Source organism: Streptomyces sp. Z26, assembly GCF_003665095.1.
Classification (GTDB): Bacteria; Actinomycetota; Actinomycetes; order Streptomycetales; family Streptomycetaceae; genus Streptomyces; species Streptomyces phytohabitans.
The window spans coordinates 4813051-4825719 of record NZ_RCHV01000002.1; the positions used below are offsets into that span (position 1 = coordinate 4813051).

Sequence of the window (12669 nt, forward strand, 5' to 3'; positions counted from 1 at the left end):
ACGGGAAGGTTCTGCGAGCGCGCGTGTGCTCATCCAGACTGCGAGGGACGAGGAGACTCCACTCGCAGTTGCTCGAAGGTGTCCCATCGAGGCCCTACTGGCCTTACCATCGCGACATGGCAACCGGACTTTCCCCATTGAACCGAGCCCTCAACCTCGTGCCCAAGCGGGCTGAGTCGCGTCAGTCGGAACAGTTGAGGGACACTTTCGTTGACTCAGGCGTCGCTGTCGTCATGGAGTCGGTCGATCATCAAATCATCTATGGTCGACGAGGTACGGGAAAGACTCACGCTTTCAGGTACCTTGAGACCGTTTTAAGGGTCAACGGGGACGTCCCTATCTATCTTGACTTGCGCACCGTAGGGTCTCCCGAGGGTTTGTTCTTGGGGGAGGAAGTGAAACCCACGGAACGAGCTTCCAGGTTGCTGGTTGACTTGCTTAACCAGTTTCACGCCTCTCTCATGGAAGCCGTTCTTGAAGATGATGATCTGATCGCAGATGTTGCCCTGATCTCTAAACTTGATGCACTTCTCGATTCCATCTCAACGGTTCGGGTCTCTGGCGAGATTGAAGTCTCCAACGAGGGCGAAAGAGTGAAGGGGGCAAAATCGAGTCTGGCTGTCAGGCTCGGCTTTAGAGCCCCCGAGGTGGATCTCTCAGCGGAAGACTCTGACGAGACCAGAAAGATGACGACGGAAACTCGTCGTGGCACCGAAAGCATCTCGCTCAATTTCAGCGACATAGCACGGAGCTTGCGTTCTCTTTTCGACTCACTCAAAAGTCGCCGCGTGTGGCTGTTGCTTGACGAGTGGAGCAGCGCTCCTGGGGAAATTCAGCCCTATCTGGGCGAGTTCCTTGTCCGATGCCTTCTGCCCCTTCAAGGTCTTACTGTTAAGATCGCGGCGATCGAACAGCAAACCAACTTCCGGACCGCGCTACCATCTAGTCAGTTGATTGGCCTCGAACTCGGCGCCGATATTGCGGCCAACGTGAGCCTTGACGAGTTCATGGTTTTCGAGGAGAATAAGGAAAGGTCGCGCGAGTTCTTCAAGAGTCTATTCTTTAATCACCTCACCTTGGGTGGTGCCCCCAACTCGCCCGTTGCAAGCATTTCTAGCCCGCAAGGGATTGTTCGGCAAGGTTTCACTGATACGCGCGCTTTTGATGAATTGGTGCGCGCGGCTGAAGGGGTTCCTCGCGATGCCTTGAACATCGCCGCAAAAGCGGCCGTAAGGGCCGCTACGGAGAAGATTTCCGTTCACGATGTGCGGGCTGCTGGGCGGGGATGGTTCCAGTCAGACAAAGAGGCAGCTCTCAGAAGCAGCGAAGAGGCCTCCAGGCTACTGAACTGGATCATTGACAAGGTAATCCGTGAACGACGCGCTCGTGGATTCTTGGTCAATCAACGTGACGCTAATAATGCGCTATTGCTGGCGTTGTTTGACGCTCGGGTTCTCCATGTCGTTAGGAGGGGCTACTCCGCGCAGGATGAACCCGGCGAGAGGTATGACGTCTACGTGATCGACTACGGCGCTTACGTGGACCTCATGCAGACTCGTTACGCCCCACAAGGAGTGCTGCCAATCGGCCCCGAGGACGAGGAGCCCGAGTACGTCGAGGTGCCAACTCAGGATCTCCGCGCTATCAGGCGTGCAGTACTTGACATCGAGTCATTCATCGCGACTCTGCCGGGAACGCGTGCCGGCTCTTGACCTGATCGGGGATGCCGCCGCTGGAAGGTAGACGGAGCGGATTTGGGCTGGAGCTGCCATGGGGCGAGGGATCGGGGCCCGTAAGCTTGCTGCGACTCGGGCAGCACCTAGCCTGCCCGCAACAGCCCGAAGTGGGCCCCCGATCTTCGAGGCTCGCCCCATGGTGGCTGCCTAAAGCCGTGGAGCCGACCGTCCCAGCCACGATGCCCCTCTTTCTCTGACGCTAGTTGGCAGCCAGCTTGTGTCGCGCGGGGGTGGCGGCTGGGCTGGAGCGAGGCGGAGACAGGAGCGTCGGCCCGGCCGGGAGCCGGGGCGCGCGGCGAGCGGAGCGAGGCGCCTTGAAGACGTAGAGAAGGTTTGAGCCACCCCAGCATCAGAGCGGGTACGTCAACTCCAGGTCGTTGCCCGGCACGTGGAACTCCTCCAGTGCGAGCGGGGTGCTGGTCGCGTCGAGCGTGACGCGCAGGATGTGGATTATCGGGACGCCGTCGGAGAGGCGTAGCGCTTCCGACTGGTCCGGCTGGGGCATGCGGGTGCGTACGTACTCCGTGAAGTGGAGTTCGTGGCCGAGTTGCTCCATCGCGCCGTACAGGGCCGGTGCCGGTGGTGGCGCCTTCTCCTCGTACTCAGTGCCGACCAGGACCGAGAACGGCACGTACGTCCGGTGGAGTTGGCGGAGAAGGCCGTTGTCGGCGGTCTGCAACGCGTCGTACGTGTAGAGCGGTTCGCCCGGCGGGACGCGGAGGAGATCCGCGATCGCGACCGGGGCGTCGGTGCGCGTGGCTACCGGCTCCTCTGCGTTCGTCCAGCGGAGGCCGTCCGCCTCGACGTACCCGCCGTCGGGCTCACGGCGCACGCCGCGCGGTCGCGTGATGCTTGGCCGGGCGTGTGGGGAGCGGACGAAGCCACCTCGTCCCGCCATGACCTCGACCAGGCCCGAAGCGCGCAGTTCCGCGATGCCCTGGCGCACTGTGGGGCGGGTTACGCCGAACTGCTTCGCAAGCGATTCCTCCGACGGGAGCGGCTGCCCCGACGGGTACGTGCCGTCCATGATGCCCGCCCGCAAGTAGTCCGCGATCTCGCGGTACTTGGGCTTCTTCTGCTGGTCCCCGGACCTCTGAATCGGCATCTGGCTCCCCGGAAGCGCTGGTCATCCTGCTGTTGTCTGCGGGCTGTAGACCGGTCTACAGCCCGCAGACAGCTTCCCCCATCCTCAATCGGTTGACAACCCGTACTACGGGTGCGCACTCTGGAGTCTCTTCACCCGTACTACGGGTGGTCTAGCAGTTCGAGGGGTCGACCCTCGGACGCCCGAGACGAAGGAGGTCCAACAAGTGGTAGCCCTACCGATCGACACCGCGAAGTTCACCGCGATCATCTGCGCCGTCGCCCCGACACCGCGCCTCGCCAACCGGGAGACCGGACAGGTGCGCGTGGACCGGGACACCGGCAAGACCGTCTACCAGGTCGGCCTGTGCCTGATGGCCGGAACCACGGCCGACGTCGTGAACGTCAACGTCCCCGGCGAGCCCAGCGGCGTACAGAACGGTGTCCCCGTACAGGTCCGCGACCTGATCGCCACCCCGTGGGAGAACGAGGGGAGGCACGGGGTCGCCTTCCGCGCCGCCGAGATCAAGCCCCTCTCCGCGCCCGGTACTTCGACCGCCGGAGCGCCCGGAAAGGGGGCCGGGCAGTGATCGTCTCGGCCTCCGCCACTCCGGGTGCGGACGTCACACCGAGCGCGGTACTGCTGGTGGCCGCAGCGTTGGCGTCGGGTCTGCTGCTCGCAGGCCCGGCCCTGCGCCACCGCTTCCCCGTTGCCTGGTGGTTCTGCCTCGGCTTCCCGGTCGTCTGGCTACGCGTGGTGCGTACGTGGCGCCCGTTGATGGCCGGGTGCGGGCTCGCTGTCAGCCGCAAGGCCGCGCTGACGGTGGTCTCCGGGCTCATCGGCAACGGCGCACCGCCGCCTCTTCCCCGTGTGCCCCGACGTGGTCCGGTACTGCCGACCGGCGGCGGCTTCTCCCTCCTGGTGCGTCTCCTGCCCGGTCAGGTGCCGGAGGACTTCGTCAAGGCGGCCCCGGCCATGGCACACGACTGGGAGGTGCACGCGGTCCGCGTCACCACCTGGCGGCCGGGCGTCGTACGGATCGTGGCCTCCGCCGCCGACCCCCTCAAGAAGCCGCGCCTTCCCCGGCAGCGGGGGAGTACCGAGCTGCTACGGGTCACCGTCGGCGTGCTGGAGACCGGCGCGCAGTGGGTCATCGACCTGCGCCGGGTACCGCACTGGCTCATCGTCGGCGCCACCCGTTCCGGGAAGTCCACGCTCATCAACGCGCTCGTCGCGGGTCTGGCCCGGCAACCGGTCGCGCTGGTCGGCATCGACTGCAAGGGCGGCATGGAGCTGTCGCTCTACGGCCCGCGGTTGTCCGCTCTGGCCACCGACCGGGCACAGGCGGTGAAACTGCTCGGCGCGCTCGTGGACCTCACCCTCGACCGGATGACGGTCTGCCGGGACGCCCACGTGAGGAACGTGTGGGGGCTGCTGGAAGAGGAACGCCCCGTACCCGTGGTCGTGATCGTGGACGAGATCGCTGAGCTGTTCCTCGTCGCCAGTCGCGGCGAGAAGGACGAAGCACAGGCGGCGGCCACGGCGTTGATCCGCCTCGCCCAACTCGGCGCCGCTCTCGGCGTGTTCCTCGTAGTCGCCGGACAGCGGGTCGGTTCGGACCTCGGTCCCGGCGTGACCGCTCTGCGTGCTCAGCTCGGCGGCCGGATCTGTCATCGGGTGGCCGACCCCGGTACGGCGGAGATGGCCCTCGGAGACCTCCACCCGGACGCTCTCCACGCCGCTCAGTCGATCTCGCCGGAGCAGGCCGGAACGGCTGTCCTGGCCTCCTCCGACGGCTGGGACCGTGCCCGCTCCCACCTCGTCACCGAAGCGCAGGCGGAAGAGGTGGCGGCCGAGTACGCCCACCTGACGCCCTGCCTGCCCGAACTCGTCGGCGTCGTCAGCGGCGTCGAGCCGGACGACCCGGACATCCACATCGAACGACTCGACCGCGAGCAGTGAAGGGAGGACCCCGTGCTCGTCTCCATGTCCGGCGTCGTCCTGCTCGGTCTCGTGATCTGGCTGCTGATGAAGGTCCGCTACTTCCAGTGGCTGGAGGTGCTGATCTGCTCCACCTTCGGCTTCCTCCTCGCGGAGTCGGCGGCGGCCCCGGTGGTCCGCGAACTCCTCGAAGGCGTCGCCGGATTCCTCGGCCAGCTCTGACCCGCTCACCGCGACAGAAAGGAGGGACCCGCCATGCCCGGACCCGACATCAGGGGGCGGCCGTGACCGCCGTACAGACGGGTTCCCGACGGGGCGCGAAGTCGCCAAACCCGACCCCGCCAGGAACCCACTCCATCCGCCACATCAGCAGTGAAAGGAGTAACCCCACCTTGTCCACCGCGCATCGATCGCGCAAATCCCCTCGCCCCTGGTGCGAGCTGTGGGAACCGGAGGCCCCGACCTGCGCCGGACGGGAACCCGTGGTGCTCGTCGGAACGGACGACCGCGAACGCCACGTCTGCCCCGCGCACGCCGCCGCCCTCTGGCTCACCGAACCGACCTACCGGTTCTCCGCAAAGACCAACCCGGACGCCATCGGCTCCGCCATGCGGCACGCCTTCGGAGGTGACCGATGAACACCCCCGTTCCCCACTCCGTGGGCGCCCTGCTCGAACGTGCGGCTCGCCCCGACTTCGACGCCTGGCGCCGCAACATCGTCCGCCTCGACGGCTGCACCAATCCCGTACATCTTGTCGGCGGCTCGGTTGCCGTCGACCGGGCGACGGGCGAGGTGCTGCACGCCTACGGCTCCGGGACGCACGGCGGTCGGCTGCTCGTGGCCTGCGGCAACCGGCGTGCGTCGGTCTGCCCGACCTGCGCCAGCGTGTACCGGGCCGACACCTACCAGCTCATCCGGGCCGGGCTGGTGGGCGGCAAGGAGGTCGCCCCACAGGTCGGCGGCCACCCGCGCGTGTTCGCGACGCTGACCGCGCCGGGCTTCGGCCCGGTGCATACCCGTCGTGAACAGGATGGTCGGGTACGGCCCTGCCGTCCCCGTCGGGCCGAGGAACGCTGCTCGCACGGTGTGCCTGTCGGGTGCCCCGTACGGCACACGGAAGGTGAACGTCGACTGGGTGAGCCGCTGTGCGCGCGCTGCTACGACTACGCGGGTGCCGTGCTGTGGCAGGCACAGGCGGGGGAGTTGTGGCACCGCTTCACGCTGGAGCTGCGGCGCGTCCTGGCGCGCAGGAGCGGGCTCTCGCGCGGCGCCTTCGCGGACGCGGTCCGGCTGTCGTACGCGAAGGTGGCCGAGTACCAGCGGCGCGGCCTCATCCACTTCCACGCGGTGATCCGTCTGGACGGTCCCGACGGCCCGGCGGAGGAACCGCCGGACTGGGCGACGGCCGGGCTCCTCAGCGGGGCCGTACGGGAAGCGGTCGGTCGGGTACGGCTGCCCTCGTACGGGGCCGACGTGGTCGGGCGACGTGTGCTGCGCTTCGGTCGGCAGGCCGACGTACGGCCGGTCGCCGCGTTCGGCTCCGGTGAACTGTCCTCGTCGGCGGTGGCGGGCTACATCGCCAAGTACGCGACCAAGGGCGCCGAGTCGGCCCGGTGCGGTCGACGGCCGTATCTACCATGCGACCGAGCTACAGCTGTTGCCTGTCCGGGCGCACGCCCTCCGCATGATCGGTACGTGCTGGTGGCTCGGCGCGCTGGAACCCTTCGCTCCGCTGCGCCTGCGCCGCTGGGCCCACATGCTCGGCTATCGCGGCCACTTCTCCACCAAGTCCCGCCGCTACTCCACCACCCTCACCGCCCTGCGGGAGGCCCGCGCCGAACACCGCGCCCAGGAGCAGCGCGCCGCCCTCGGCCTGGACGACGGCACGACGGTTCTGGTCGGCAACTGGCGCTACGCGGGACGGGGTTACGACCCGGAGGGCACCCTCGTCGCGGCCTCCTTGCGGGGAGGGGGTGACGGGCATGACACGTCACCGCACTGAACTGCTGACCGTGCGGGAGGTCCTGAACGAGTTGGGCGGTGTCTCCCGCCGGACCTTCTACCGCTGGCGCGAACTGCGGACGGCCCCGCGCTGCATCCGATTGCCCAACGGTGAACTGCGCGTCCGGCGGGACGCGTTGGAGGACTGGCTCCGGGAACGGGCGGAGGGGGCGCGATGAAGTCGTACAAGGTCTCCGTCTGGCAGCTGAGCGTCAACCGGACGACGAAGAAGCCGACGTATGTCGCCCGTTGGAAGGTGGAGGGGCAGACGTTCGGTGAGTCCCACAAGACGAAGACGCTCGCGGACCGCTTCCGGGCCAAGCTCCTCCGCGCTGCGGAGAGGGGCGAGCCCTTCGACACGGTGACGGGCCTTCCGGACTCCCTGCGGGGAGGGAAGGCGGCACTCAGCATGCTGGAGTTGGCAGTCCAGTACGTCGACCACCGTTGGCCGGATGCCTCGGCCAAACAGCGCGACAGCATGACCGACTCGCTGGCGGTCGCCGTACCCGCCCTCACCCGAGTGCTGCGCGGTCGGCCCGAGCCTCCACTCCTGCGGCAAGTGCTGCGGTCGTACGTCTTGCCTCCGACCCGCCGTGAAAGGGAACGGTCGGACGAGATCGCGGCTGGCGTGCGCTGGTTGGAACGGGCCTCCCTGCCCCTGGCGGAACTCGGGGAGATCGACCACGTACACGCTCTGGTCGACGGGCTCAGCCGGAAACTCGACGGCAAGCCCGCCGCGAACCAGACGTACCGGCGCCGCCGTGCGGTGACGTACAACGCCCTTGAGTACGCCGTCGAAATGGAGCAGCTGACCGCCAACCCGCTGGACAAGGTCCGACGCAAGCGGGGCCAACGGCCGGTGCAGGAGGTCGACAACCGGGTTGTCGTCAACCCTCGGCAGGCTCGGGAACTGCTGACGGCCGTTACCTACGTGGGTGGCTGGGAGCGTGCGTCGGGCCGTCGCCTGCGCGCGTTCTTCGGGTGCCTCTACTACGCGGCGACTCGACCAGGCGAAGCGCTCGGACTGCGTGAGTCCGACTGCTTCCTGCCGGATTCGGGTTGGGGCCGGATCACGGTGGAGGAGACCCGGCCTTCCGTCGGAAGGACGTGGACCGACACCGGTGAGGCGCACGACAGGCGCGGGTTGAAGCAGCGGAGCCCTGGTGAGGTACGGATCGTGCCGATCCCGCCGCCGCTCGTCTCCATGCTGCGCGACCACTTGTCGGACTTCGGCACGGCTGAGGACGGCCGGATCTTCGCCAGTGAGCGCGGGAACGTGGTGGCGTCCTCGTCGTACTACCGGGTGTGGACGCGGGCCAGAGAACTGGCACTCATGCCGGATCAGGTGTCGACGGTGCTGGCGGCCAAGCCGTACGACCTGCGCCACGCGTGCGTGTCCCAGTGGCTCAACTCCGGTGTGCCAGCACCGGAGGTCGCCCGGCGAGCCGGTCACTCGGTAGAGGTGCTGCTCGAGATCTACGCCAAGTGCGTCGACGGGCAGGAAGCCGAGATGAACGAAAGGATCATGAAGGGTCTGGGATTACCTACGCCCTGACTTGCACACCTGAGGGCGCCCCCCAGATCCTTCGGGGGCGCCCTCTTGCTGACACCAACTCCTCTTGTTGCACAGAGAAATGGCTCAGAGTATGAGCATGTGAGTAATTGGGCGGCATTTCTAGGAGATCTGACTACGGCTCTGATCGGTGCCGTGGTGGGCGGTGGCATAGCCTTCTTCGTCACGTGGTGGCAGACAGCGAAGAGCGCCGAAGCGCAGGCCCGCCTCACCGCGTCTCAGAATCACACCAGCAGCAGCTTGCACGCGCACGAGCACTCCGCTGGTGCAGCGCGTGCCCTGCTGGAGAGGCTGGCAGACCTCTACGCCTGGTTGCCCTCGCTGCCCGATGTGTCCTCAGACCAGCCGCGGCTCAGCGAGCATGCTCGTAACGAGTGTCGCAAGGCAATGGAGTCTCTCCGCAGGGGCATGCAGACGGATCTCCTCTCTGTCCGAGACCAGGCCGTTCGGGAGCGTTACCGTGCTTTGGTCAAGCTCACCTTCGACGCTGGCTGGCGCGGTGCCGGACAAGCACACCCCGGGCGATCGGTACGCGATGTACGTGCCTACCTCCGCTACGTGCAGTTTTCGTTGGAAGCGGTGATAGGAGGTACCCCGATGCCTCAGCATGTAGAGCCACCCTGTTTGGATCGTTCGAGCAGCGAGTCATGGCGCCCGGCTCAGATCCCTGAGGGTTAGGGCGATCCCGCCGACCTGTCGTGAGGCTCAGGCTCGTGTATCAGGGTGCGCAGAGTCGCCCGCTGGCCTGCCCGTATGGCTTCCAAGATCATCACGCCATTACAACGTGACCGCTGGCAAACAGCCGCTCCGAGTCGCATCCGGCTGCGCACGCGCGAACGCCCCGCGTTCAGGGAAGTCCCTGGTGGCGGGGCGTTGTGGCACCTTCTGCGAGGTGCCCCCGGCAGGATTCGAACCTGCGCACACGGCTCCGGAGGCCGTTGCTCTATCCCCTGAGCTACGGGGGCGCTGTCGTCGTGGTGGCGACGGGTGAAACCTTACCAGCACCCGGACGGTGATCCGGAACAGGTTTCGCCGGGTGGTGGCGTCCGCCCGCCCGGGGCTTCCGTGGTCGTGTCGGCGCGGTTGCGGTCGGGTGAAGTGGCTCCGGTGTCAAGGGAGTTGGTGCGGGGCGGGAGCGGGTGGAGGTGGTGGGCCCCGTGGGGGAGGGGTGTGGGGGTGGTGCGTCAGCGTGGTTTCGGCCGTTCCACGCACGGGTGGAAATGGGCAAAACCCGGACGCAGTCCGTGCCGCGCGCCTAGGCTCTGTCGTGTGCAAGGCGTCTCCGGTCGGGTCCTCGTCGTCGACGACAACAAGGTCATCCGGCAGCTGATCAAGGTCAATCTCGAGCTGGAGGGCTTCGAGGTCGTGACCGCGGACGATGGTGCCGAGTGCCTGGAGGTCGTCCACCGGGTACGGCCCGACGTGATCACGCTCGATGTCGTGATGCCACGGCTCGACGGTCTGCGTACGGCCGCCCGGCTGCGCTCCGATCCGCGTACGCGGCACATAGCCGTCGCCATCGTGTCCGCCTGTCCGCAGGCGGAGATCGACGCGGAGGGTGGTGCCGGTGTGGACGCCGTGTTGGCGAAGCCGTTCGATCCGGCGGCGCTCGTACGGATGGTGCGGCGTCTCGCGTACGGCGAGGCGGACGGCGGTGACGGGCGTACGGAGCCGCCGGTGCAGGGCGGTTCCGAGTCGGCCGTACGGCCCCTGCGCTGAGCCGTGCCCCTTCGCGCCCGACGCCCCCCGGGGCTTCGCGTCCTCAAGCGGACGGACTTCCTCCGCCCGCGACGCCGCAGGTCAGGAGGGGCGGGACGGGTCGTCGCGGTAAACCGTTCGCGTAGCACTCCCTCTCCTCCCCTACGCTTGCACCGTGACACCCGCACAGCTCTCCCGCACCGTGCTGCTCTCGCTGCGCGGCGTGGTCGGTGACGCCGGGCTGCGCGGTGTGGAACTTCCCGAACGCGCGGTGGTCGAGTCGCCCCCGCGCCGCGGCGGCGGGGACTACGGCACCGGCGTCGTCCTCCAGCTCGCCCGGCATCTCCGCCCCGGCTCCGCCCCGGGCGGCGCGGCGGCGACGCCGCCCGGCCCCCTCGACCTCGCCCGGCGCCTCGGCGCCCGCCTGGAGTCGCTGCCGGGCGTGGCGCGTACGGACATCGCCGGTGCCGGTTTCGTCAACGTCACGCTGAACGCGTCCGGCCGCGCCGCCCTCGTACGGGAGTTGGCCCGCCCCGCGCACCCGTCGAGCGTCGCCGACGCCCCCGCCCGCGACGCCGCCCGCTGGGCCGCCGCCACCGCGGACGGCCCTCGCGCGTCGGTCGGCGCGCTGCTGGTGCGTACGGCCGACAGCCCGCTGTTCCGCGTGCAGTACGCGCACAGCCGCGCCCGCGCCGTGCTGCGCGGCGCCGACGCGTTGGGCGTGCGCCCGGAGGCCGGGGCGGACGGCCACGCCTACGCCGCCCCCGCCGAACGCGCCCTCCTGGCCCTCCTCGCCGACCACGACCGCCTGGCCGCCGCCGCCCTCCCCGCCCCCGCCCTCCGCACGTCGCCCGCCCTCCGTACGGCGCCCGCCACCGCCCCCCGCGCGGCCACCGCCGCCGCGTCCGCCCCCCGCGCGGACGCCGTCTCCCGCCTCGCGCGCCATCTCGTCGCCGTCGCCGACGCCTTCCTCGACCTGCGCGACACCTGCCCGCCCCTCCCCCAGGGGGACCAAAAACCCGGGGCCGCCCACCGCGCCCGTACGGCCCTCGCCGAGGCCGCCGGGTCGGTGCTGGCCGGCGGCCTGGCACAGCTCGGCGTCACCGCACCCGCACACCTCTGAGGGGATTCAGAGAAGTCATGAGCCGTTCCGCACACCCCGCCGGGCCCCGCCACGCCGACGTACTGCCCGAGGGCCACTACTCGGCCCCGCCCGCCGACCTCAACCACCTCGAACCGGGCGTCTGGTCCCGCACCGTCGCCCGTACGCCCGAGGGCGCGGTGACCGTGGGCGGCCTGGACGTACGGGAGTTGGCCGAGGAGTTCGGCACCCCCGCGTACCTCCTCGACGAGGCGGACTTCCGCGCGCGCTGCCGTGCCTGGCGGGACGCGTTCGGCGCGGACGCCGACGTGTTCTACGCGGGGAAGGCGTTCCTCTGCCGCGCCGTCGTGCGCTGGCTGAACGAGGAGGGCCTGAACCTCGACGTGTGCTCGCTGGGCGAGTTGACCACCGCGCTGGCCGCCGGGATGCCCGCCGAGCGGATCGCGATGCACGGCAACAACAAGTCGACCGAGGAGATCCGCCGCGCGGTCGAGGAGGGCGTCGGGCGGATCGTGCTGGACTCGTTCCAGGAGATCGCGCGCGTCGCGCACATCGCGCGCGAGCTGGGGAAGCGCCAGCGCGTGCAGATCCGGGTGACGGTCGGGGTCGAGGCGCACACGCACGAGTTCATCGCGACGGCGCACGAGGACCAGAAGTTCGGGCTGGCGCTGGCCGGGGGCGGTTCCCGGCCGGACGCGGCGGGCGGTCCGGCGGCGGAGGCCGTACGGCGCGTGCTCCAGCTGGACAGCCTCGAACTGGTCGGCATCCACTCCCACATCGGTTCGCAGATCTTCGACACCTCCGGCTTCGAGGTCGCCGCGCACCGCGTGGTGGGCCTGCTGCGGCAGGTGCGCGACGAGCACGGCGTGGAGCTGCCGGAGATCGACCTCGGCGGCGGCCTCGGCATCGCGTACACCGCCGACGACGACCCGCGCGAGCCGCACGAGATCGCCAAGGCGCTGCGCGACATCGTCACGCGCGAGTGCGAGAGCGCGGGGCTGACGGTGCCGCGGCTGTCGGTGGAGCCGGGGCGGGCGATCGTGGGGCCGACGGCGTTCACGCTGTACGAGGTGGGCACGGTCAAGCCGTTGGAGGGGCTGCGCACGTACGTGAGCGTGGACGGCGGCATGTCCGACAACATCCGTACGGCGCTGTACGACGCCGAGTACACGGTGGCGCTGGTGTCCCGCGCGTCGACGGCGGAGCCGATGCTGACGCGCGTCGTCGGCAAGCACTGCGAGAGCGGCGACATCGTGGTGCGGGACGCGTTCCTGCCGGCGGACGTGGCGCCCGGCGACCTGCTGGCGGTGCCCGCCACGGGCGCGTACTGCCGTTCCATGGCGAGCAACTACAACCACGCGCTGCGGCCGCCGGTCGTCACCGTGGGCGACGGCGCGGCCCGGGTGATCCTCCGGCGCGAGACGGAGGACGACCTGCTGCGCCTGGACGTCGGCTGAGGCGGGCAGGCGGGCAGGCGGGCGGGGGCGTCGGGGCCGGGACCGGCACCCCCGTATGTCGGTTGGCGAGACATAC

The 12669-nt window shown here is 68.9% G+C and carries 11 protein-coding genes, 1 tRNA gene and 1 pseudogene; 11 read left to right on the top strand and 2 right to left on the bottom strand.

Annotated elements, in window-relative coordinates:
• Positions 1 to 116 precede the first annotated feature (116 nt).
• Positions 117 to 1712, top strand: a complete 1596-nt coding sequence (locus D7M15_RS21020) for a hypothetical protein (protein WP_165906307.1) — start codon at positions 117 to 119, stop codon at positions 1710 to 1712.
• Positions 1713 to 2085: 373 nt separating this feature from the next.
• Here D7M15_RS21020 and D7M15_RS21025 read toward each other — a convergent pair whose 3' ends face one another.
• Positions 2086 to 2841 (bottom strand): GntR family transcriptional regulator, encoded by a 756-nt coding sequence (locus D7M15_RS21025; RefSeq protein ID WP_121518919.1) that lies wholly within the window; start codon positions 2839 to 2841, stop codon positions 2086 to 2088.
• Between the two features lie 205 nt (positions 2842 to 3046).
• Between D7M15_RS21025 and D7M15_RS21030 the strand changes: the two genes are divergently transcribed.
• From D7M15_RS21030 to D7M15_RS21060, 7 genes and pseudogenes are all read left to right on the top strand, one after another.
• Entirely contained in the window at positions 3047 to 3409 is a 363-nt protein-coding gene (locus D7M15_RS21030) for a hypothetical protein (protein WP_121518920.1), read from the top strand.
• Entirely contained in the window at positions 3406 to 4782 is a 1377-nt protein-coding gene (locus tag D7M15_RS21035) for an FtsK/SpoIIIE domain-containing protein (RefSeq protein WP_121518921.1), read from the top strand. Before D7M15_RS21030 ends, D7M15_RS21035 begins: the two co-directional genes overlap by 4 nt.
• Positions 4783 to 4794: 12 nt before the next feature.
• The gene (locus tag D7M15_RS21040; RefSeq protein ID WP_121518922.1) at positions 4795 to 4983 is read left to right on the top strand and encodes a hypothetical protein; all 189 of its coding nucleotides are present in this window, start codon (positions 4795 to 4797) and stop codon (positions 4981 to 4983) included.
• A gap of 263 nt (positions 4984 to 5246) precedes the next feature.
• Complete coding sequence (locus D7M15_RS29180; protein ID WP_240649401.1) at positions 5247 to 5399, top strand: hypothetical protein; 153 nt, start codon at positions 5247 to 5249, stop codon at positions 5397 to 5399.
• Positions 5396 to 6764: pseudogene (locus tag D7M15_RS21050) on the top strand (replication initiator). Before D7M15_RS29180 ends, D7M15_RS21050 begins: the two are co-directional and overlap by 4 nt.
• Positions 6745 to 6942 carry a helix-turn-helix domain-containing protein gene (locus D7M15_RS21055; RefSeq protein WP_121518924.1) on the top strand — a complete coding sequence of 66 codons (198 nt, stop codon included), beginning with the start codon at positions 6745 to 6747 and terminating at the stop codon, positions 6940 to 6942. The pseudogene D7M15_RS21050 and the gene D7M15_RS21055 overlap by 20 nt, the downstream one beginning before the upstream one ends.
• Positions 6939 to 8318, top strand: coding sequence for a site-specific integrase (locus tag D7M15_RS21060; protein WP_121518925.1), 1380 nt, complete (start codon positions 6939 to 6941; stop codon positions 8316 to 8318). The genes D7M15_RS21055 and D7M15_RS21060 overlap by 4 nt, the downstream gene beginning before the upstream one ends.
• Before the next feature lie 911 nt (positions 8319 to 9229).
• Here D7M15_RS21060 and D7M15_RS21065 read toward each other — a convergent pair.
• Positions 9230 to 9301 (bottom strand) — tRNA-Arg (locus D7M15_RS21065).
• 304 nt (positions 9302 to 9605) lie between these two features.
• Here D7M15_RS21065 and D7M15_RS21070 point away from each other — a divergent pair.
• From D7M15_RS21070 to lysA, 3 genes are all read left to right on the top strand, one after another.
• Complete coding sequence (locus D7M15_RS21070; RefSeq protein ID WP_121518926.1) at positions 9606 to 10055, top strand: response regulator; 450 nt, start codon at positions 9606 to 9608, stop codon at positions 10053 to 10055.
• A 154-nt stretch (positions 10056 to 10209) separates the two neighbouring features.
• Positions 10210 to 11157: a DALR anticodon-binding domain-containing protein gene (locus D7M15_RS21075; protein WP_121518927.1), complete on the top strand. Its 948-nt coding sequence runs from the start codon at positions 10210 to 10212 to the stop codon at positions 11155 to 11157.
• A 17-nt stretch (positions 11158 to 11174) separates the two neighbouring features.
• Positions 11175 to 12593, top strand: coding sequence for a diaminopimelate decarboxylase (lysA, locus tag D7M15_RS21080; RefSeq protein ID WP_121518928.1), 1419 nt, complete (start codon positions 11175 to 11177; stop codon positions 12591 to 12593).
• The last annotated feature ends 76 nt before the right edge of the window (positions 12594 to 12669 follow it).

Coding starts and splice junctions, on each gene's coding strand:
- D7M15_RS21060 (WP_121518925.1), top strand. CDS start 6,939: ATGAAGTCGTACAAGGTCTCCGTCTGGCAGCTGAGCGTCAACCGGACG.
- D7M15_RS21055 (WP_121518924.1), top strand. CDS start 6,745: ATGACACGTCACCGCACTGAACTGCTGACCGTGCGGGAGGTCCTGAAC.
- D7M15_RS21020 (WP_165906307.1), top strand. CDS start 117: ATGGCAACCGGACTTTCCCCATTGAACCGAGCCCTCAACCTCGTGCCC.
- lysA (WP_121518928.1), top strand. CDS start 11,175: ATGAGCCGTTCCGCACACCCCGCCGGGCCCCGCCACGCCGACGTACTG.
- D7M15_RS21025 (WP_121518919.1), bottom strand. CDS start 2,841: ATGCCGATTCAGAGGTCCGGGGACCAGCAGAAGAAGCCCAAGTACCGC.